The sequence below is a fragment of the Spiroplasma endosymbiont of Atherix ibis genome, assembly GCF_964020005.1.
GTDB lineage: Bacteria > Bacillota_I > Bacilli_A > Mycoplasmatales > Mycoplasmataceae > Spiroplasma_A.
In genome coordinates, this window is the sequence record NZ_OZ026474.1 from 511,035 (window position 1) to 534,613 (window position 23,579).

A 23,579-nucleotide genomic window follows, 5' to 3' on the forward strand; every position below is an offset into this window, starting at 1 on the left:
TTTTTGTGTTAAAATCTTAAAAATTATTAAACACTAGGAGTTGAGAAAGAAATGTTTTCAAAAATTAAATTATTTAATCAAAAACAATTTTTTTCTTTGCTTGTATCTTATGCTTTAATTTTAGTTTATATATTATTTTTATTAAATTATAAAAGTAATTCTTTTTTATTTGCAAATAAAATGTTAATTAATAACTTTTTTTTAATTTGTTTATTAATGTATTTATTTGTAAATTTTTTATCAATTCTTATTACTATTAAAAATAAAAAAATAGATTGATTTAGTTTTATAAAACTTTATAAAAAGAGAACTAGATGTATTTTTCTTTTAAAGCTTATTTTAGTAATAGTTCCTCTAATTATATTCTTTACAGTTTTCTTTTTTACGAATAAAGAGATAAATGGAAGAAATAATGATCAGTTAATAACTATTTTAGTATTATTTTCAATAAACTTTATTCTAATCATAAGTTTGTTAATAATGGCTATTTGCTATAAAATACTTAAAAAAAGAAATTTATTAATTGATTTTGAACCAATTAATTTCTTTATTTTTGATGCTTCACTTTTTATTATAAAATCAATTAGACTAATTTTTAGAAAAGTAAAAATAAAACTAATTAATCAAATTAAAAAAGTATTTAATTTTTTTATTAATTATTTTGTATTTTTTAATTACGTATTTATGAAAAATAAAATTTTATTAATAATTAAAAAGAAAATTGTTATTCCACTTGCTTAATTTTTAAAATAAGAATTGTTCTTATTTATTTTTAAAAAAATTAAGAAAGAGTGTAAATTATGAAAAAATTACTTATTTTATCAGGGGTTTGTGCAATTGGTTTTTGTGCAGTATTAGCACCTAGTATGCTAGTTGTAAAGGGATTTGTTAGAAGTTTAGAACAATACAAACCAAACCTAAATGAAGATGAAGCAAAAAAAGTTGGAGAAGATGTTAAAGAAAGTAATCAGGGTTATCAAAGTATAGATGTTTTAAATTTAAATTCAAATTTAGGATCTATATCAGATATAAATGAGCAGGGATTAACTAAAAAAATAAGAGAAGTTAATCCAATATTAAAAGATAAAAAAATATATATTAAAGCTTTAACTTTGAAAAAAATAAAAATAACTGTAGAAAATTATACAGGAACTTTTGATTTTAATTTTAAAATCACAAGTTTAAGTGGATTAATTAAAAATAAAGAACTTGGAAAAATAAAAAATATTAAATCAACAACAATTATTGAAAAAATAAAAGAATTAAATCCTAATATTGCTGGAATGGATTTTATTAATGATATTGATTTATAAGTTTCATCATTAAGTTAAATTAAATTAAGATGAGCTAAAAAATCAAGAGAATCACAAGAAGAGTTAACTTTAACTTATGAATCAATTTCACTTGATGGAATTTTTATGAACACAGATTTAGGAGGAACAAGTGATATTAGTTCTTTATGAATTTCAAATAAAATTTTAGAAATAAATAAAGATTGTTCATTTTTATCTAATCAACAATATCAAATAGTAATTTCAGAAACATCAAAACAAACTCCAGAAAATGCAACTATATCAATAAAACATAATAATCAAATTGTAAATTTCCAAGAAGGAAATACTTTAATTGTTGCTTATAATGTTAGTGATATAGCAGTTTTAATTAAAAATACAAATTTAGGTATTTTAAATCAACTTAATAAAAATGCAATTTTATCAAAAGTAAAAGAGTTAAATCCTATTTTTGCACAATACAGTCAGGTAAATAGTTCTAAAATAGATTTTGATTTAAATTCAGCTATTATTTCAAATCCAAATTTAGCTAATAGATTTAATTTAACTTTTCAAATTGATGATATAAATGTTATTGTAAATGAAAAAAGTATTGGAAATATTTCAAATTATAGTGAAGAAACTGAAAAAAGAGATCAACTAATTGTTGAAGCTATTAAAAATTCTAATCCTTTATTAAAAAAATTACCTAATTCAGATTTTACTATTAGTAAAGTTCAAATAGGAGAATTTGGATTAAATGATATGTTAATTAAAGATGTAAAATTTGAATTACAAATTAAAAATTATAATGGTATTGCAAATTTGAAATTTAATATTAAAAGAGAAAATATTTCGTCTTTAATAATAACAAAAAATTTAGGAAAAATTTATTGAATTAAGACTTCAGATATAATTCAAAAAATTAAAGATAAAAATGGAACAAACTTTAATGAAAATAGTGTTTATTTTTCTAAACCTACTTATACAAGTATAGATTTAAAAGCAAAAGAAAAATCATTAAATTATTTTGGTGAAGTAAAAATAATTTATGAAACAATGTTTAAGAAAATAAATGATTTTGATTTTAAAAATGCAGTTAATGGAAACTTAACAGGAGAGTCTTTTGATTCAAAACAAGATGTACCAACAATGTATCAAACTCCAGATAACTCTACTTTTGAATTGCGCTATGCAATTCCAGATAGTTATGAAAGTTTAATAAATGCTGGTAAAACCAATATTAATTTTAACTTATCAACAAAAGCTAAAAAAATGTCAGCAAAATCAGCTGTTTCAGCAGCAGATTTAAAAAAATATGATAAAGAAAATATTAATATTTCTTATGATCTTTCACAAGCAAGTCAATCTGGAGAAAAATCTCTTAGAGATTCTACTTCTATTCCTGTTTCATTTAAAAGTGGTTTCTTTTGTGGATCAAGTCAAAATATAAGTTTTATAAGTAATTTTTATTACTCAATTAGCAAAATAAGTGCCAATTCAATTGATTATATTGTAATAAAAATAAAAATATCTTCTAAACTTGAAACATGATCAGGGTGCAGTTCATTTCAATCATCATGATCAATTATTATTAATAGTATCGAGGTCTTATAATAATGAAAAAGAAAAGTAAGATGCTTTTAATAATAAAATCAGGTTTTAAAACAAATATAAAAAATTTAGGACATTTATTGGTTTTAAGTTTTTTAGTAACAGTTGCTTTATTTACAGGTATGTCAATATTTGTTGTACAAAATAGAGTCGATAAAAGTTATACTGATTTATTAAATAAATCTGTTCAACATGACTTTATAGTTGATGAAGCAAACTCTGCAAGAATTTCTTTTGATGAGCATAATTGAATTGGGGGAGAAGATATTGATAAATTCTCAAATCAAGATTTATATTCTCAATATTTAATAAATTCTTTATCTAGAAAGGGAATAAAAAACTCACAAGGTGTTGTAACAGGAGATAGTTATTTTAACTGATCTAGAACAGAGGGAAGAACTTTTTTAAGTGTCAAGTTAAATAATAAAGATTTAAATATTAAAGCTATAACAAAAACTTCTATTGTAGATGAGAAATTTGAAGAGACAAAAGAAGAAAAAGTAATGGTAGACAAAATTATTTTAGAAGATGAAACAAAAGATAAATATTTTTCTTCTGATATTAAACTAGCTCCAAGAGAAGTTATTATTCAATCAAGTTTTGCTAAAAAAATAATATTAAAAGAGGAGATATTATTAGACTTACAAGTGATATTTATGGAAATGAACTATTAGTAAAAAATAATATTAATAATTTATCTTTTGGAAATAATGTAAGTATTAATGATTCAAAATTGAGAATTGAAACAAGTGAATATAAAGATCAAGTTTGATTTCAAGTAATAGGATTTGGAGCTTAAGCTGATTTTGTCTATCCTGTTACAGAGATTAATTCACTAATTCCTTCTACTAAAAGAAACTTAGTAGTCTATGTTGCTCCTTCAATTTTTGGTTTAAATAAAGTAAATATTAAATCTGAGCAAGGAAGTAAAATGCAACTTTATCTTTATAATTTTGCAAGCAGTAAATTAAACCCAGAATCTGAAAAAGATAGAGAAGTCTATTTTTCAGGAAAATTTAAAAGCAAAAGTAATAATTCAGAGTATTATTTAAGAGCTTTTAATCAAGAATGAATTAATTATGGAAATTTAAATATTAAAAATGCTAAACTGTTTTATTCTTTAAGAGATGCAGAGTACAAATATTATTTTAGAACTGCAACTTATAGACAAGTAATCTGAGTTTATTGAATGTTTTCAGCTTTTTTATTAATACTTCTAGTACTAATAAGTTTCTTTATTATTATTTTAATAATTAAAAAACAAATTGAAGAGACAAGAGCAAAACTTGGAACATTTAAATCTTTGGGATATTCTGACTTTTCACTTTTAATGTTCTTTATATCACCTTCAATAGTTATAAGTTTATTTGGTTTTATCTTTGCCTATATTCTTACATTGTTACTTCAAAATCAAATTGTAAATTTATTTGCTACATATTTTAATATTCACTTTTTAAAATTTAATCCAGTAATAGGCGAATCTATTTTAATATTTACATTTGTATTATTTATAATAATGTCTTTAACTTTATTAATAGCCTATCTTGTTATTAAAGAAAGTGCATTAAAATTATTAGCAGGTAATCTTGCAAAAACAAATACAAAAGTTGGAAGAGGATTTAAATATCTTTTCAAAAATTCAAATCCAACAATAAAATTACATTCAGCTTTATTGATGAGTTCAACAGGAAAAATTCTTGCAACTTTTGCAACACTGTTTGTTTCAATAAGTTTAATTTCATCATCTGTAATAGTTCCAATAGTTTTACAAAAAAATAAAACTTCAAACTTTACAGGTTTAAATTATAATGATGTAGTTGAATTTAATGAACCAATTTCAAATAATCATTCAACATTTTTAAAAACTTATAATCCTAATAAAAAAGATAATTGAACTTATAATCAAGAAAACAAAGTAACAGATATTTCAGAAGCTACAAATTCAAAACAAAAGTATATAACATCTTATCCTTTAAAATCGAATGCTTCTAAAACAGAATATATTTATGATACAGAAAAAATAATTAAAGATTTAATAAGCAATGATATTAGTTCTAATTTTGATTTATACAAAGAAATAGCGAAGAATAATTATAGTAATTGAAAAAATATGTCTTTAGAATATTTAAAAAAATTAGATGAAGTAACTATTCCTTCTAGAGATACACAAGGAGTTCTTTATGATGCAATAGCTTCAATTATTGATCAATGAACTGACTATGCTAACTTAGTTGATGGTGTTGAAAAAATAGCAATAAAATCAATTAAACAAAGTATTGATGACAATAAAGAAAATGTTGTAGAGATATCAAAAGAACTTCAAAACTTTTATAAAAAATATGTAAATGCTTTGCCATTAAATATTACTAAAAAATATTTAAATGAGAGTCAAAATAAATTAAATGTTGAAGAAATCAAAAAAATTAATTTTGACAATCAATTATTTGAAACTTCAACTAACAGTATTTATTCTGAACAAAATGTAAAAACTCCTTTTAAATTAGCTACAAAAGGAAATAATAGATTATTTTATGGATATGATAAAAACTCATCAGATTCAAATGCAAAATGAAACTCAATGGTTTTAGAATTTGCAGAAAAAAATTTTGAAATGGAAAATAAAAAAGTTTTTTTTAAAGAAAAAGATATTAATTCAATTGATTTAGAAAATGTTAATTGAACTGAAGAAGAGTTTAAAACTTTTAATACAAATCTAATTTTATGATATTGAATAAACTTTGAATCTAAAATAGGAACCATGTTAACTGAAGCCACTTATCAGCAAGCAAATAGTGTTGCTCAACAAAGTATTAAAAAAGCACTATTGGAAGGAACAAATTATAATATTACAACAAATATTGTTCCTTACAATAAACAAATAGATGAATTGGGAACAATGATAAATGGAACTTATTTTTCAAATAGTAAATTACAAAATATTAAAATTTATGGAATTAATAAAGGTTCAAAAGCAGTAGATCTTTTAGATAAAAAAGGAAATGATTTAAGTCAAAATTTATTTAAAAGATTAACAGATGAATATAAACAATATACTCCAATAGTTGTTAATGCAACTATTGCAGAGAAATTAAATTTAAATGCAAAAGATGTAATAGATATATCAGTTTTAAAAAAAGAATTAGTTGATAAAGAAAATAAAGCAATTAGTTTAGAAAATGTTAATTGAACTGAAGAAGAGTTTAAAACTTTTAATACAAATCTAATTTTATGATATTGAATAAACTTTGAATCTAAAATAGGAACCATGTTAACTGAAGCCACTTATCAGCAAGCAAATAGTGTTGCTCAACAAAGTATTAAAAAAGCACTATTGGAAGGAACAAATTATAATATTACAACAAATATTGTTCCTTACAATAAACAAATAGATGAATTGGGAACAATGATAAATGGAACTTATTTTTCAAATAGTAAATTACAAAATATTAAAATTTATGGAATTAATAAAGGTTCAAAAGCAGTAGATCTTTTAGATAAAAAAGGAAATGATTTAAGTCAAAATTTATTTAAAAGATTAACAGATGAATATAAACAATATACTCCAATAGTTGTTAATGCAACTATTGCAGAGAAATTAAATTTAAATGCAAAAGATGTAATAGATATATCAGTTTTAAAAAAAGAATTAGTTGATAAAGAAAATAAAGCAATTAGTTTAGAAAATGTTAATTGAACTGAAGAAGAGTTTAAAACTTTTAATACAAATCTAATTTTATGATATTGAATAAACTTTGAATCTAAAATAGGAACCATGTTAACTGAAGCCACTTATCAGCAAGCAAATAGTGTTGCTCAACAAAGTATTAAAAAAGCACTATTGGAAGGAACAAATTATAATATTACAACAAATATTGTTCCTTACAATAAACAAATAGATGAATTGGGAACAATGATAAATGGAACTTATTTTTCAAATAGTAAATTACAAAATATTAAAATTTATGGAATTAATAAAGGTTCAAAAGCAGTAGATCTTTTAGATAAAAAAGGAAATGATTTAAGTCAAAATTTATTTAAAAGATTAACAGATGAATATAAACAATATACTCCAATAGTTGTTAATGCAACTATTGCAGAGAAATTAAATTTAAATGCAAAAGATGTAATAGATATATCAGTTTTAAAAAAAGAATTAGTTGATAAAGAAAATAAAGCAATTAGTTTAGAAAATGTTGAAATGGGAATTAAATCAAAATATAATTATGCAACTCAAACTTCAAATGATTATATTTCTGAACATAAAAAAAATTATTTTTCCTATAATGATTCAAATAGAAGTTGAGATTCTGAATCGACAATATCAGTGGCTAAAATAAATGGATACAATGTAGCTTCTAATACTTTAGCAGGAATATCTCAAAAAACAGATATTCAAAAAGCAGCTGATAACTCTGAAATTAAAAAAGCTCAAACAGGAAAAAATCAAAAATTTATTATTGTAGGTATTACTCAAAATTATGGAGATTCAAAAGCTTGAGTTTCAAATGATAGTGCTAATAAAATTTTAGATTATGATAAAGTTAAAAAATATTTCTTTAATAATTTCTTTTTAAATGAGTGAAGAGATGGAAAAGCTTTAAAAAATTTCTATGATGAAAGTATTATGGATAAAATTAACAAAAATCAATGAGAAAAATTTGTAAGCTATTATAACAATTTCTTATTGGTTAAATGAACAAGTGAAGAGAGTGACAAATTTATTACTGGAGCAGATAATCCTTATGATGAATACATTAATATGTTTTTAAAATTATCAGATTATTATGATAATCCAAATGGATTTAAGTATGCTTCAAAATATTTGTGACAGTTATTTGAAAATGAATATCCAATATTTAATTACAAATATTCAATAAAAGATGATTATAAAGATCAAATTATAAATACTTCTAGAACTCAACCATTTGGTGATTATGGAACAGTTGGTATGATGGGTAAATCTAATTTAGAAACTGATGAAACTGGAACTTCTAAAATAACTTATATTCAAGGTTATGGTGAAAATGGATTAAAAAAACTTGATTCATTGAAATTTAAAAGACAATTACTAGATCAAGTTCAAGCAATTATAGGAGTCATAATTTATTTAGTAACAGTAATTGCTTTAATTATTTCAATTTCTATAATTATTATAACTACTGTGTTAATTATTGGAGAAAATACTCAATTTATTGCTACAATGAAAATTTTGGGATACTCTGATAAATATATTATGTGTCAGATTATAAGTATCTATATACTGCCAATTTTTGTAATGTTTATATTTGGATTTATTACAGCGTGATTTGCAATAGGGAGAGTAATGAAATATATTTCTTCTAATTATTCATTTGCAATTCATTATCAATTTTTAGGATGAGATCCTTTTGCTGTTTTCTCAATTCTAATAGTGATGTATTTAATAACTATATTAATTTCATATAAACAATTTTCAAAAATAATAGCAGTTGATTCGTTGGCAATTAGCAGTTAGAAAGGATAATAAAAAATGAAAAAATTACTTACAGTATTGTCATGTATGACTTTAACTTCTGTTTCAGAACTTTCAGTTATAAGTTGTACAAATAAAAACGATTATGAGAGTATATTTGATCAAAATAAATCTCAAGATGAAAATAAAGGTGAGTTTATAGTTAATGGACCTGATCAAATTATAAAAAAATTAGAAAATATAGTTTCTAAAAAAGTTATTGTAAATGTGTCAGTTAAAAGCACTACAAATAAAGTGCAAAAAAGTAACTTTGATTCAAATGAAACAATAATAAAAGAATTAGTCAATAATTTAAAAAAACAAGCTAATATAAGTGAGAAAGGTTTTACAATTACAATTGATTCTAATAATTCATTTTCTCTTCCTTAATTAAAGGGAATAGGAAATGATGGAATTAATTTTGGTGAGAATGCTTCGTTAATTGATGGTCAAGCTTTTTTAAGATTAAATTACTTAGATAAAGAAATTTATACAAAAGTATTTGATTGAACTATTCCTGAATATGAGGTTATAGAAAATTTAGTTAATATGTTACAAACAAACAGTTATGCAAATGTAGGAGATTATAAATCTAAAAAAATTGATATTCCACTTGCTGATTTATCAGGAATGGGAATACCTTTAAAAATAACTTTAGGAACAATTTATACTTTTATATCATTATTAAATATTACAAATTCTTATAGTTCTTCATCAAGTCAAAGTTCATCTGATTGAATGTCAACTCTTTTAAATTCAATTAAAAAAATTGTTAATTTGAATGTTCAAGAATTAGCTGATGCAAATCCAGATGATTTAAATGGTCAATATATTTACAATGAATTTGATAAAAATTTTAGAAAAAATTTTAAAGATCTTTTTGAAGTACTTGGAGAAGCTTTAAAAGTAATGGGTGTGCAAGACAATATTAAAATACCTGCAACAGATACAAAACCAGAAACTTTTATAAAAATATCACAATTATTAGATACAAATATATTTGATATTTTTAATTTTGACCCAGACAGTATAGGAATGGATCAAGATTTAGGTGGTGGTTTAAAAATGAAAATGAGTGCTAAAATTGGTTCAAAAGGTCAAAATAAAAAGCTTTTTTTAGGAGATTTATTAGCAAATGTATCACCTAATATTGTTCATATATTTGCCAAATTCCTAAATCCTAAAACTTATGATCCTGAATTTGGTGGAAGTCATAATTTAGTTTATATGTTATTAAAAGAGTTAATAGCAGATATGGATCCGAATTTATTAAAAATAAATGAAAAAAATAATCCAGATCATTTAAGCGCAAGTAATGCTAAAAGTGGTATTGATTCATTATTATTTAATTTAATGTTAGATTATAATAAAAATCGCAGAAAAACTGAAAACTTAAATTTATATATACATTTAAATTTAGATTTGACTATTCCAATTGAAGGAACAAAAAAGGTTTTTGATGATAATTTATATGAAGTATTACAAGATATTAAAGTAGTACCTGGAGAAATGGTTTTAAAAATTATTAATAGATTATTTGATTTTAAAGGAAAAAGTTTTATAGAATTGGATGAATTATTCTTAAGTCCAAATTTAAATATTAAATTTTTTGAAGATTCTGATATTTATTTAGAAGCAATTGTTGAAAGAATGGATCTTTCTCCAATTGCAAAACCAATAGTTAAAGCAGCAATTCCGTTAATAAAATCAACAATTACAGATAAGTTAAATGGAGCAATTAATTCATTTTTACCTGAAGTTTCTATGCAAAAAATAATAAATAAATTTCCTGGAACATTAATTAATGAAATTGGAGTTGATAAAAAATATTTAGATAATTCAGAAGTAACATTTAAAACAGCTAAATTTGTATTTCAGTTTTATTCTCCAGAAACAAAAGATTGAACTTCTATTATTAGAGGAATAAATTCTAGAACTTTTGAAATTTATAATAGCTTTAAGTTAAAAGTAGTAGATGCTCAATTTCTAGTAAAAGTTAATACTCAAAATAATAGTTTTGAATATTTAACAAAAAAAGATTTAACTTTTGATATTATTTTTTCAGATCAAAACAAATAATATAGGCAAGTTATAAAAAGTCCTTAATGATGGGGCTTTTTATAACTTATAGATAATTAAATTGAATAAATACATAATTAATGAAGAGAAAGACCATTTTAAAATTGTTCTTTTATCATAAAAGTTAATAAATGATTATTTTTTGATACTTATAAAAATTATATTTTTATGAAGATGTACAGATTATAAAAATATTTCATTTTTTTATTTAAAAAAACTTATAAATTATAAAAATAGTTTATAATTAATTGAGTAAGGAGAATTTAATATGGGAACAATTGTAAACGTTACTATTACTAAAATAGTTGATTTTGGGGCATTCTGTGATGCTGAAATTGATGGAAAAATCTACAAAGGTTTAATTCATATATCTGAAATTGCTGACGCTTATGTTACTAATGTAGCTGATTATGTAACTGTAGGTCAACAAATGGAAGGTTATGTAATTTCAACTGATGAAAGCAAAGAACAAGCTAAATTATCATTAAAAAGAGTATCAAAATAATAATATAGCTGTCATTTTAATTAGAGGTAGAAGTTTTAGTATTATTATTACAAATGTCTTTATGTTAAATTGCTAAATGTTTATTAAAATATTTTTTTAAGAATAATTTATAAAAAAAACTTCTCTTTTAAAAGAGAAGTTTTTGTATTTAGCTTAAAACCATTGAATTTTTTTAAAATTTTGTGTATTATTATATTGAAAGATTTTTATAAATGTATATAATTTATTAGTACATTTATAAATGATTATTCTTTTAAAGTGTAAGAGGGGGCAAAAATATGTATTATGTTTTTTCAAATGGGCGAGTTTTTTATGTTGTAGATAGATTTATGAATGTTATATATAAGTTTATGACACTTGTTGAATCTCAACAAGTAGCGTCATTTTTGAACTATCAAGGTTCTATAAATAATTATCTTCCTCCTATGAGATTAAATAACTGTTCACTAGTTAATAATATAAGTAATTTATTGCCTTATGAGAATTATGCAGAAAAAGTAAGAAACTTTAATTTACCAATTCCAAATAAAAATATGTATCTAAAACCAGATGAAATGACTTATGAAAATGGCATTAAAAATAATCCAATAATTAATCAAATGGATAATATAAAAGATTTCAATAATCAAAAAAATAAAAAAGTAGATAATAATAATAATAATAATGATTTTTGAAAAGCCAAACTTCAAGAATTAGAAACTTCTTTAAATGAAAAAAACAAGCAACAACAAGAAGAAAATAGTTTAAAAGATCAGGAAGCTTTAGAAGTTAAAATTAAGAAATTAGAAGAAGCTTTAAAAAATCAAGAACATTTAAGTGATGAAACTGCAGAAGAAGAAAAAAAAGCTTTAAAAGCAAAAATTAAAAAATTGGAAGAGGATTTAGAGGATTTAGAAGCATATAAAGCAAAAATTAAAAAATTGGAAGAAACTCTTAAAACTCAAGAAAATATAAGAGATGAATTAAGTTCAGAAGAAAAAATAATGTTAAAACAAAAAATAAGAGAGTTAGAAGCTACTTCTGAAGAACAAGAAGCTTTAAAAGCTAAAATTAAGAAATTAGAAGAGACTTTAAGAAATCAAGAAGATGAAAGTTATGAATTGAATTCAGAAGAAAAAAGAGCTTTAAAAGCAAAAATTAGAAAATTAGAAGAAGACTTAGAAGATCAAAAAACTATTGATTTTGAAAATAATCAAGAAGTTGAAAAATTAAGAACAGAAATTAAAGAACTAAGAGCTAAGAAAACTGAAATAATCTATAGAGATGTAGATGAAGATCCAAATGCGTTCTTAACAACAAGAGAAATTAATAACTTTATTCAAGAGATTGAAAAATAATATATGCATATAAAAAATAAATAAGTTTTATAATAATAAAATAATTTAAAAAAATTAAAACACAGGTTATATATAACCTGTGTTTTAATTATGTTTATTTTATTATATTTGTAAATTTTGAGCAAAGCTAATAGTAGTTTCTATATAATTTTCAATATTTTTGTGCATACTACTTGAATGCTTTGCATTATCATATAATTTTAATTTACTTAATTTAATGTCTTCTGTCATTAACTTTAAATGATACATAGCAACTGAATTTTGATACATTATAAAATCATCTTTTTTACCATGAATAAATAGGACTTTTAAATCTCCAATATTTTCAAAACCTAACAATAAGTTAACTTCTTTAATACTTTTTTTTGCATATCTTCTAAAATTATAGTTAATTCCTAAAGACATTAGTCATCAAGGAAGTTTCATGTATTTTTTTAAAAAGAATCTAATTTGGGGAACTGCTTGAGCAAAGGGACAGTCTGCAATCAATCAATCAATCTTATTTAATTCATAATATTTTTTTGCAAAACAAAGAGCACTAGTTGCTCCCATACTTGTGCCAAATACACCAATTTCTTCAACATCAAAACTTTTTTTGACTCAACTAATAACTTCATTTAATACTTTTGAGTTGTTTAAACCAAAATCAGAGTATTTTCCATAGGTTAAACCGTGTGCAAAAGCATCAAAAGTAACTAAATTATAACCTTGATCATAAAAGTGATAAATTCCTCTTAAACCCATGTATTTATTTCGTTTAAATCCATGAAGACCAATAACTCATTTTTTACTGTTTTTATTTCTAACCATTAAAGCACTTATTTCTTGTTTAAGTGATCCTATCTTAAAATCTCTTATCTGTTCTTTTTTTATATTAAAATTACTTATTTTTTTAATTTTCAAATCATAAAGTAGATGTTCATAAGTATTAAATTCTACAACACCTTTATATAAGCCTTTTCTAGGGTATTTAAATAAGTAAGGTACAAAGATAATTGCACAAAACATTGATAAAATTAAAACTAAAGGGAATAAAAGTATCATTAGAGTTAAATTAAATCAATTATAGTAATATTTTTTTAACTTTTTTAGACTTTTTTTGTAATTCATTGTTATCATTCCTTTTAAATTACTCTAAACAATTATAAATTAAATTTCTATTTTTTTTCACTAAAATTATTTATAAAATAAATAAAATATATTTTTATTTATTAAAATAATTTGTATTTTGCTCAAAATTACATTTTTTTTCTTTCTTATTGTTAAAATAAAAGAGCCTTTTAATTTAAAGGTGGGAATAAAATAACTTTGAATTTAAAAACTGATTGATCTTGGAACTTGGGATTTGAAAAAATAACCGATATTTTTTTGAAGTATTAGATTAAAATATTATATTATTTTGTTTTTTTTGTTTTATAAAATAATATGATATTGATTTTTAATTATAAATAAGCTTAATACATAAAGATTATATTTTTTTACTTAGATTAATCTTAAAATAGTATTAATTTATTAATTTAAGATTAAAATATATAATATTTAAACTAGCTTTTAGCTAGTTTTTTATTATAATAAAAGAGGAAAATAATGTTATTTTTTAAAGAAACTAAATATAATCTTATTAAAATAACATGACATGTTATTGTGATATAAAAAGTAAAGAAAATTATAAAACTGAAGAATTAATTAATTTATGTTTATAAAAATCAAGTAAATTAGGATTAATTTAATTAAAAACAAATTTATAATACTGATCAATTGTTTTTTACACGAAGTAATTGATGAAATCAATTTTATATTTGTAAATATTTTAAAATATAAAAATTTAAATCAAAGTATTATAGAGTATGATTGTTTATTTATAGATAATGAAGAAGAATTTTTAATGGTTTTTAGAAAAATTAATCTAAAAAGGAGATATGATATGAGTAGAAAAATAGTAGATAATTTATATTTGGGAGATATGCATTCAGTTCCAAAAGATTCTGATTTAATTTTAAGTTGTGCTCAAGAGATTTTTCAAGATCAAAGTCCAAAAAAAGGTTTAAATAAGCTTATACAAAATGAAAAAAAGAGAATACTATATAATTTTGAAGATTATCCATATTTAGAAGATATGGATAAAAATTTAATACTTGATGCAATTCAACAAATTGAAACTAATATTAAAGATAAAAAAATTTATGTTCATTGTATTTGAGGAGTTAATAGAAGTGCAAGTATAGTATTTATGTATTTAGTTAGAAATAATATAATAAAAGCAGATAATTATGAACAAGCACAAAAGGAATATTGAAAAATATATCCTAATCATTCACCAAATCCAGGATGAAAAATCTTTTTAAAATTAAATTTTCCATATAATTTTGAAAACTAGTATTTTAAAATTAAAGTTTTAAAACAAGGAAGTCAAAAATAATATATTAATTAAGCACTATAATAATTTGAATTAATTCGAGAATAAATAAAATATTAGTTTAATTTAAAAAATATAAGAGAGTTTCTAAAGTTTAAAGAATTTAATAAATTTAAATAGTATTAAATATACCAAAAAAAAAAAAAAACTAATTTTTTCAAAACTTAAAAGAAATATAAAAAAATAAAAACAATTTTATGTTAGCATATTATCATTGATTATTTTTATTAATAATTGATAATAATATTTGTAAGAAGTTGTAAATTAACTTACGAAGATAATAAAAATGTAATTTTAGAAAATAGGGAATAAAAAAAATAGTTAATTAAAGGTATTGATTTTATTAACTTATATTAAATATAAAATCTCCAAGTTTCCAGTTACTTTTAAAAAGTAAAGGGTGTAAGGGTGGGATCAGGAAACTTACAAGTTAATGCTACTTGTAAAAGAGCTTTGAAAAAAGCAAATAAGTACCTAGAACAATTCAAGTTGTTAAATTTAAAATTATTTTACCCTTAAATAGTTTTAGTCCAGAGTTATATCTCTGGACTTTTTTTATTCTCGTGTTGTTTTAAAGTGTTATACTTTTAAAGGTTATATATAGTTATTTAAATAATTAATGAGAAATTATGATTAGAGTTTCAAAAACATGATCAAATGTGAGTGTATATTTATTATTAATAAATTTAATATCAATTATGGTATTAGGTATTTTTATGATTTCATTAAAATCATTAATGTTAAAAGGATATAAATCTTTAAGAGAACTAGGTACATGATTACAACAAATAAGTTAATCTAGCTTAGATACTATTAATAAATTTGGTTGAAAAGTTGTAAAAGTTTTTTTAATATTTTATATTATTTTAATTCTTAACTTAATTTTAATTAATTCAAGAAGAGGAATTATACAAAGAATTGGTTATACATTTGGATTAGTAATTGGTTTTTGTTTATTTTTTCTAGCACTCTTACCATTAACGCTTAGAAGTTCTATTAAAATTGATAAGTTTTTTATTGACTTAGTACTTGGATTATTATTAGCAACTGTGGAATTAATTTTGTAAAACGAAATTTAAAATTAGCTAAAATTCCTATTTTGGATTCTAAAAAATCTTCATATAATGAACTAATTAGAAAATTAATACATTAAATTTTTAAAATCTATTAAACTGCAAACTTGGCCTCCAAGTTCTTTTTGAGCTAGTATTTATGCTAGCACAAAAATTGCGAATGCTAGCATTTTTTTTGGTAAAAAACCCTTTAATAAAGGGTTTTCCAAAAAAAGTGATAGTATTCCTTATCCTGTTACCAAAAACTTCATTTTTCGGTAAAAAAAGAAATTTATTTAGTTTTTTTAAATTATTTATGTTAATATTTTTGTAAAATAAAAAACTCGAAATTTGCAGTTTTTAAATATTTACTTGAATATGGTTTAAATTTGATTAATTCAAATTAATTAATATGGCCATCACCCCCTTAATATTTCCCACAACTTTTATATACTTAAACTTGATTTTTTTTTTTTTTTATATACAATTATATAGTAATTTGAATTGTTTATTTATTTTATAAAATTTTTTAGAAAGATGAAGAAAATATGAAAAACTTATTAAGTGTATTGGCAACACTAGGTTTTGTTGCTTCAACAACTACAAGTCTAGTTGCATGTGTTACAAAACCTAATTCAAAACCAATAGAACCAACAAAAGATATTACTCAAATAGTTAAGGAATTTCAAAAAGATGTAGAGAAAATTTATAGTGAACATATTAAAAATGAAGTTCTACAAAATCTTATTGGTTTGGAAGAAAATGAGAAAAATTATTTATTTATTAAAAAAGATAATATTTTAAAATTTTCTAATAAAGAAGCTAATATAACTCAAAAAAATAAAAATGAAATCAATAATGATGAAAGTAAAATTTTAAAATTTGATTTATTAAAACAGAAATTAAATGAGTTAAAAAAAGTTAATGAATATAAAATTATTTTAGATGAAGTTGAATCAGTTTATGATGGATTTCAAACTATATTTGATAATAATTTTAAAATAAGATCTGGAGTAATAAATACACATGCTTACATTGGAAATTTTATTAATGATTATAAAATAACTGTAAATTATAAAGGCATTAATGATATAGAAAAATATGAAATTAAAGATACATTCAAATATACTTCAACAGAAAGTAAAACTTTTAAAGTATCTTTAGATAATTTAATTAAAAATATTGAAAAAGATATTTTATTATCAGATGAAATGAAAGAATTTTCAAATATAGAATGAAAACAAGTTAAAAAAGAGCAAGAACAAATATATATGGGATACTCAGATTTAATTACTAGACATGAGTATGGAGATAAATTTTATAATCAAAGTAAAAATAAGCTTAAAATAGTTAATTTTATTAAAAATAATTATTTTAAAGATTTTTTAAATCTAAATATGGATTTTTCTAAAAATAAAAGTTTAGAAGTTTCAACAAAAAGAAAAGTTACTTTAGCTAAAATATTTGAACTAAAAGATGCAACTAAGTTTACTACTTTTAATAATATTTCAAGTTCAGAAAAAATTTTTAACACTATTTTTAGAATAAGTTCAGAAAATGAAGAAAGTAAAAGAACATTAAAAAATTTGTATTTTAATGATAAAAATATAGATCAATGAAATAAAGAATTTTTATTATTTAAAGATAATTATCTAAAAACTAGAAAATTTACAAAATATCAATTAGAAAAAATTAATCAATCTAGTGCCTATATTGAAGCAGATGCTATTTTTGAAGTTAATGTTAAAAATCTTTCTATTATAATAGGTAGTGGAGAAAATGAATATAAACATGAATTACCAAGTTTTAATTTTTTATTTACATATATTGTTACATCAAATTTACAAAAAAAATATGATTTAATTAATGACTATACTTTAAAAGAATTAATTAGTAATTTTCACAAAGTTTATGGCATAGATAAAAAATATAAATATCCAGATTTTAATTCTGATGATAATTATTTAATGAATATTGGAAATAAAGAAATAATAGAAAGTATAAAAAAGAATAAATTTAAAAGTTCTGATAGTGGAGCTGTTTCACATATGTTTCATCGTTTTGTAAATGATCAAATAGAAAATACAAAAGCTAAAAAAATATTTGAGCAATCTAAGTTATGAAATACAATAGATAAGATTAATGATAATTTTTATATATTTGATAATTCTATTAATAATTTTTTTAATTATAAAAATTCAAGTAATAATGGAATAAAAAATAATATACTAGATTATAAATTAGAAAGTGATGGGCTAAAGTTAATACCTGCAATTAGTGGAAGCAAAAGTAGAGAGTCAGATTCTATTACATTTAAATTGGGATATTTAGCAGTTAATTTTAATTATGAGAAATTATTTAAGTTAAAAGAAGAGCAAAAAACAAAAATATTTTTTAAATTTATTTAAATGTTATTTAAAAAAGTTTAAATAACATTAATTTTTAATAAAGAAAGTTAAAGTGAATAGCTGTATTTTCAGCTATTTTTATTTATATAATTTTGTTTTATAAAATGCTTACTTATTTTTTATTCTATATTTAAAAACTATTTTGAAATTTTCTTGAGTTATATTATTTATCTTATTTAATAAAATCAGTTAGATAATATTTTTTTATATTTGTTAATTATTGTTCCAGTAGTTGAGTTAAATTTTATTGCAAATTCCTTTAGAGAATAACAATTCAAACTTAATTCATTTTTTTGAGTTCATTTTCTAAACTTTTGTCTTTTTTAGTCATATATTTTTTCCTTTCTATTATTATATAAAAGTGTCTCCTAAAATGGGGGAACCTTCTTATAATTTATTAGTTTTTTTATTGCTTTTTTTTTTTTTTTTTGTAAAATATTTTTGTAAAATAGTTATAAAAATGGAAAAAATTCCTTTTTTATATAAATTAAGATTTTAATTTTTAAATCATAGCTAATAAATTTTAATTTATAGTTAATATTCAAATTTTTAATCTAAAAATTATATTTAACATTTGAATTTAATTAAACTTTTTACAACTTAACTTATAAATCAATATCAAAAGTAAAAATTTAAGGAGGAAAATATATGAAAAATAAAATTAATGTGTACTCAGAAATAGAACCTTTAGAATCTGTTTTAATCCATAGACCTGGTAAAGAAATAGAAAATTTAACCCCTGATTTACTTGAAAGATTGTTATTTGATGATATACCTTTTTTAAAGGTTGCTCAAAAGGAACATGATAAATTTGCTGAAGTTCTTAAAAATAATAAAGTACAAGTTTTTTATATTGAAAAACTTGTACAAGAAGCTTTAGATCAAAATCCTGATTTAAAGGAAAAATTTGTAAATCAATTTATTGATGAAGCAAAAATTGAAAAAGAATGAAGGACTAGATATAAAGAATTTTTATTAAGTATGTCTAATTTAGATATGGTAAATGAAATGATAGGAGGTACTAAAAAAATTGATTTAGATTCAAAAGATAGAAGTGATTATCCATTTATATCAGATCCACTTCCAAATTTATTATTTCAAAGAGATCCATTTGCTTCTGTAGGAAATGGAATATTTTTAAATAAAATGTGAAGTGTTACAAGAAATAGAGAAACAATATTTGCAGATTTTGTTTTTAAAAATCATAAAGATTTTAAAAACAAAATTGAAATATTCTATGATAGAAATAATCAATTTCCAATTGAGGGTGGAGATGTTTTAGTTTTAAATAAAGAAACTTTAATTATAGGTATTTCTCAAAGAACTAGTATTGATGCTGTTAGATTACTTTCTAATAAACTTTTTGAAAATACATCATTTAAAAAAATAATTGCTATAGATTTGCCAAAAACAAGAAGCTATATGCACCTTGATACAGTCTTTACAAATATTGACTATGATAAATTTATTGTTCACCCTTTAATTTTTGATGATATTAATAATTTTAAAATAATTGAAATATCACAAAATGGTGAAAGAGAAATCAAAGAGAGCTTAGTGAAATTTTTAGAAGATATAACAGGTAAAAAAATTCAATTAATAAAATGTGGTGGAGATGATTCAATTGCAGCAGGAAGAGAACAATGAAATGATGGAACAAATGTTTTAGCAATTGCTCCTGGAGTTGTTATTGCTTATGAAAGAAATTGAGCAACAATTGAACTTTTAGAAAAAGCAAAAGTGAAAGTTTTAAAAATACCAAGTAGTGAATTATCAAGAGGTAGAGGTGGACCAAGATGTATGTCTATGCCTATTGTAAGAAATTAAAAATAATAAAAAGAAATGAGGAATTTTAATAATGATAAATTTAAGAGGAAGAAGTTTGCTAACTGTATTAGATTTTTCTAGAAGAGAAATAGAATACTTACTTGATTTAGCAAGAGATTTAAAAAGAGCCAAATATGCTGGTAATGAAATTCAAAGATTAAAAGGTAAAAACATATGTCTTTTATTTCAAAAAACAAGTACTAGAACAAGATGTGCTTTTGAAGTAGCAGCAATGGATCAAGGAGCAGGTGTCACATATATTGGTTCTGATGGATCACAAATGGGAATTAAAGAATCAATTTCAGATACTGCTCGTGTTTTAGGAAGAATGTATGATGCTATTGAATTTAGATGTAACAGTCATGATGATGTAGTTGAACTTGCAAAATATGCTGGAGTTCCTGTATTTAATGGTTTGTCAGATAAATTTCATCCATCACAAATGATTGCTGATTTTATGACAATTATTGAAAAATTTGGAACTTTAAAAGATAAAAAACTTGTTTTTTGTGGTGATGCCAGAAACAATATGGGTAACTCATTAATGGCTTGTTGTGCTAAACTAGGAGTTTCATTTACAGCAGCTGCACCAAAACAATTATGACCAGATCAAGATTTAATTAAAACTTGTAAAGAAATTGCAAAAGAAACAGGAGCTGTAATTGAATTTGAAGAAGATATTAAAAAAGCTGTTGTAGGAGCAGATGTTATTTATACAGATATATGAGTTTCAATGGGAGAACCAGAATCTGTTTGAGAAGAAAGAATAAAATTATTAAAACCATATCAAGTTAATATGGAATTGTTTAAATTAGCAAATAAAGATGCTATATTTATGCACTGTCTACCTTCATATCATGATTTAAATACAGATATTGGTAAAAAAATTCATGAAAAATATGGTTTAACTGAAATGGAAGTTACAAATGAAGTTTTTGAATCAAAAAAATCATGAGCTTTTGAAGAAGCAGAAAATAGACTTCATTCTATTAAAGCGATAATGGTTGCAATGATTGGACTTTAAAAAAATACTAATTTAATAATATTAAATTTGTGAAAGGAGTATTATGAAAAAAATAAAAGAAAAAAAGAAATTTCAACTACCAACAGCTTTTACTATTCTTTTCTTTATAATTACATTCTTTGTTATTTTATCTTGAATTTTAAAATGAAGTGGTGTAAGTTATGAAGTTAATAAAGAAAGTTATAATGTACAAGCTTTAGGTATATTGGATATATTTTATTCAATTATTCAAGGATTTCTCTCTAAAGCTGAAATAATAATTTTTATATTAGTTTTAGGAGGATTTATAAATGTAGTTTTAGAAACAAAAGCTTTAGAAGCTTTTACACAGTCAGTATCTAAAAAATTAGGTAATAAAGCTATTTGATTAATTCCAATTCTAATGTTATTCTTTAGCTTTTGTGGTTCAACATATGGAATGGCAGAAGAGTCCCTGGGATTTTATCTAATTATAATTCCTTTAATATTGTCATCGGGATATGATAAATTTACAGGTTTGTTAATAGTATTGTTTGGTGCAGGTGCAGGTGTGATATCTTCTACAGTTAATCCATTTGTTATTGCAGCTGCCACTGATGCAACTGGGGGTAAAATTTCAAGTGGAGAAGGTATGGCTTGAAGATGAATAAGTTGAATCTTTATTACTTTATTTGCCATTTTATATGTAATGTGATATGCAATTAGAACTAAAAAAAATCCAAATAAATCAGTGACATTTTCAACATTGCAAGAAGATAAAGTATTTTTTTTAGGAGAAAGTGTTGAGGAAATTAAATTTAACAAAAGAAGAATTGCAACTTTAATTGTATTTTTAATTACTTTTATAATTATGGTTTTATATTTAGTAGCTTGAGACTCAATTTTAGGAGGAAATAAATTTGAGTCAGCTGGTAAATGAATGAATAAAAATATTCCATATCTTACTGCTCTTATTCCTGGATTTGGAATGGGATATTTACCTGAAGTCGCTTTGTTTTTCTTTGTAAGTTCTTTAATAATAGGGGCAATTAATTGAAAAGGTGAAAAAAACTATGTTGAACAAATTATAGTTGGTACAAAAGATATGTTAGGAGTGTGTCTTGTAATTGCAACTGCAGCTGGTGTTGGAGTTGTAATGAAAAAATCAGGTATTGAAATTCTATTTGTAAATGGACTTTCAAGTGTAATGAAAAATATGAATAAAACTTTATTCATTTTAATATCATTTATTTTATTCTTACCTTTATCTTTTTTAATTCCTTCAACAAGTGGATTTGCAGCGGCTATATTTCCAATTTGAGGACCATTAGCAATAACAATTGGAGCTGGTTCAGGTAGTGTTCTTGCATTTAGTTTTGCAAGTGGAGTAATAAATTTATTTACTCCAACTAGTGGAGTTGTAATGGGAGCTTTAGGAATTGCCAAAATAGATTATGCAAGCTTCTTAAAAGAAGTATGAAAATTTATTTTAGCAATTACATTAATTTGTTGTTTATTGTTAATTATTGGATCATTTATGTCATCAAATATATTTTAGAAATGGAGAAAAAAATTATGTTAAAAATTGTTGTTGCTCTTGGGGGAAATGCTTTAGGAAATACGCCAAATGAGCAAAAAGAAATAGTTAAAGAAACAGCTAAGAATTTAGTAGATTTAATTAGTGTAGGACATAAATTAATTATTGTTCACGGTAATGGACCTCAAGTTGGAATGATAAATCAAGCTTTTAATATTGCAAACACTTATGATAAAAAATCTCCACTTGTTGATTTTCCAGAATGTGGAAGTATGAGTCAAGGATATATTGGTTATCATTTACAAAATGCTATTAAAAATGAATTTGAAAAAAGAAAAATGAGTACAAACAATGTTATAACTTTGGTTACTCAAACCAAAGTTAGCAAACAAGATAGTGCTTTTCAAAATCCAACAAAACCAATTGGTGATTTTTATGAAAAAGATGTTGCTTTAAAACTTAAAGAAAAAAATAATTGAAATATGGTTGAAGATGCAGGTAGAGGATATAGAAGAGTTGTAGCTTCACCAAAACCAATTGATATAGTTGAAAAAGATATAATTAAATTTCTTTTAGAAAAAAATGTTTGTGTTATTTCAGCAGGGGGGGGTGGAATTCCTGTAATTGAGCAAAACAATCAATTGCAAGGAGTTGCGTCTGTAATTGACAAAGATTTTGCAGCTGCTAAAATAGCAGAAATAATTGAAGCAGATAAATTAATTATTCTTACAGCAGTTAATAAAGTTCTTATAAACTATGGTAAGGAAAATCAAAGTGAACTTGATTCAGTTACTTTAAATGAACTTGAAAAATATATTAGTGAACATCATTTTGCTCCAGGAAGTATGTTACCTAAAGTTGAAGCTGCAATGGAATTTGTAAAAAATAGTGGTAATCAAGCAATAATAGGCTCACTTTTAGAGACAAAAAATGTAATTGAAGGTAAATCTGGAACTATTATTAAAAAATAAACTTTTAAATAATATAAAATTTCTTTTTATCTTAACTAAGAGCTTATTCAATTTAAAATTAGAATTAAATAAGGTTGCTTATAAAAGCA

Annotated in this window: 17 protein-coding genes; 16 read left to right on the forward strand and 1 reads right to left on the reverse strand. The window is 22.3% G+C overall.

The features are described 5' to 3' along the window. The first annotated feature begins 51 nt into the window (after window positions 1-51). The 9 genes from AACK92_RS02815 (at window position 52) to AACK92_RS02855 (ending at window position 12,297) form a co-directional block, all read left to right on the forward strand. Window positions 52-741: a hypothetical protein gene (locus AACK92_RS02815; protein WP_339021708.1), complete on the forward strand. Its 690-nt coding sequence runs from the start codon at window positions 52-54 to the stop codon at window positions 739-741. A gap of 59 nt (window positions 742-800) precedes the next feature. Beyond that, on the forward strand, window positions 801-1,313 hold the full coding sequence (locus AACK92_RS02820; protein ID WP_339021709.1) for a hypothetical protein: 513 nt from the start codon (window positions 801-803) through the stop codon (window positions 1,311-1,313). Window positions 1,314-1,418: 105 nt separating this feature from the next. Then, entirely contained in the window at window positions 1,419-2,888 is a 1,470-nt protein-coding gene (locus AACK92_RS02825; RefSeq protein ID WP_339021710.1) for a hypothetical protein, read from the forward strand. A gap of 2 nt (window positions 2,889-2,890) precedes the next feature. Beyond that, window positions 2,891-3,559 (forward strand): hypothetical protein, encoded by a 669-nt coding sequence (locus tag AACK92_RS02830; RefSeq protein ID WP_339021712.1) that lies wholly within the window; start codon window positions 2,891-2,893, stop codon window positions 3,557-3,559. Window positions 3,560-3,816: 257 nt separating this feature from the next. Beyond that, window positions 3,817-8,379, forward strand: a complete 4,563-nt coding sequence (locus tag AACK92_RS02835) for an ABC transporter permease (RefSeq protein ID WP_339021714.1) — start codon at window positions 3,817-3,819, stop codon at window positions 8,377-8,379. A 15-nt stretch (window positions 8,380-8,394) separates the two neighbouring features. Then, window positions 8,395-8,766 (forward strand): hypothetical protein, encoded by a 372-nt coding sequence (locus AACK92_RS02840; protein ID WP_339021716.1) that lies wholly within the window; start codon window positions 8,395-8,397, stop codon window positions 8,764-8,766. Window positions 8,767-8,925: 159 nt separating this feature from the next. After that, window positions 8,926-10,455: a hypothetical protein gene (locus tag AACK92_RS02845; RefSeq protein ID WP_339021718.1), complete on the forward strand. Its 1,530-nt coding sequence runs from the start codon at window positions 8,926-8,928 to the stop codon at window positions 10,453-10,455. Between the two features lie 268 nt (window positions 10,456-10,723). Then, window positions 10,724-10,960, forward strand: a complete 237-nt coding sequence (locus AACK92_RS02850) for a S1 RNA-binding domain-containing protein (RefSeq protein WP_339021719.1) — start codon at window positions 10,724-10,726, stop codon at window positions 10,958-10,960. A 278-nt stretch (window positions 10,961-11,238) separates the two neighbouring features. Beyond that, window positions 11,239-12,297, forward strand: coding sequence for a hypothetical protein (locus AACK92_RS02855; RefSeq protein WP_339021720.1), 1,059 nt, complete (start codon window positions 11,239-11,241; stop codon window positions 12,295-12,297). Window positions 12,298-12,399: 102 nt separating this feature from the next. Here AACK92_RS02855 and AACK92_RS02860 read toward each other — a convergent pair whose 3' ends face one another. Next, window positions 12,400-13,407: an alpha/beta hydrolase gene (locus AACK92_RS02860; protein WP_339021721.1), complete on the reverse strand. Its 1,008-nt coding sequence runs from the start codon at window positions 13,405-13,407 to the stop codon at window positions 12,400-12,402. An 814-nt stretch (window positions 13,408-14,221) separates the two neighbouring features. On the opposite strand from AACK92_RS02860, the gene AACK92_RS02865 reads away from it, so the two are divergent. From AACK92_RS02865 to arcC, 7 genes are all read left to right on the forward strand, one after another. Further along, window positions 14,222-14,674, forward strand: a complete 453-nt coding sequence (locus tag AACK92_RS02865) for a dual specificity protein phosphatase family protein (protein ID WP_339021723.1) — start codon at window positions 14,222-14,224, stop codon at window positions 14,672-14,674. A 668-nt stretch (window positions 14,675-15,342) separates the two neighbouring features. Further along, a complete protein-coding gene (locus tag AACK92_RS02870; protein WP_339021725.1) occupies window positions 15,343-15,510 on the forward strand; it encodes a hypothetical protein in 168 nt (55 codons plus the stop codon). Between the two features lie 803 nt (window positions 15,511-16,313). Further along, window positions 16,314-18,173 carry a hypothetical protein gene (locus AACK92_RS02875; protein WP_339021727.1) on the forward strand — a complete coding sequence of 620 codons (1,860 nt, stop codon included), beginning with the start codon at window positions 16,314-16,316 and terminating at the stop codon, window positions 18,171-18,173. Between the two features lie 648 nt (window positions 18,174-18,821). Further along, window positions 18,822-20,000 (forward strand): arginine deiminase, encoded by a 1,179-nt coding sequence (locus AACK92_RS02880; protein ID WP_339021729.1) that lies wholly within the window; start codon window positions 18,822-18,824, stop codon window positions 19,998-20,000. Window positions 20,001-20,028: 28 nt separating this feature from the next. After that, on the forward strand, window positions 20,029-21,024 hold the full coding sequence (argF, locus tag AACK92_RS02885; RefSeq protein WP_339021752.1) for an ornithine carbamoyltransferase: 996 nt from the start codon (window positions 20,029-20,031) through the stop codon (window positions 21,022-21,024). A gap of 43 nt (window positions 21,025-21,067) precedes the next feature. Further along, on the forward strand, window positions 21,068-22,540 hold the full coding sequence (locus AACK92_RS02890; RefSeq protein WP_339021731.1) for a YfcC family protein: 1,473 nt from the start codon (window positions 21,068-21,070) through the stop codon (window positions 22,538-22,540). A gap of 17 nt (window positions 22,541-22,557) precedes the next feature. Further along, window positions 22,558-23,490, forward strand: coding sequence for a carbamate kinase (gene arcC, locus AACK92_RS02895; protein WP_339021733.1), 933 nt, complete (start codon window positions 22,558-22,560; stop codon window positions 23,488-23,490). The last annotated feature ends 89 nt before the right edge of the window (window positions 23,491-23,579 follow it).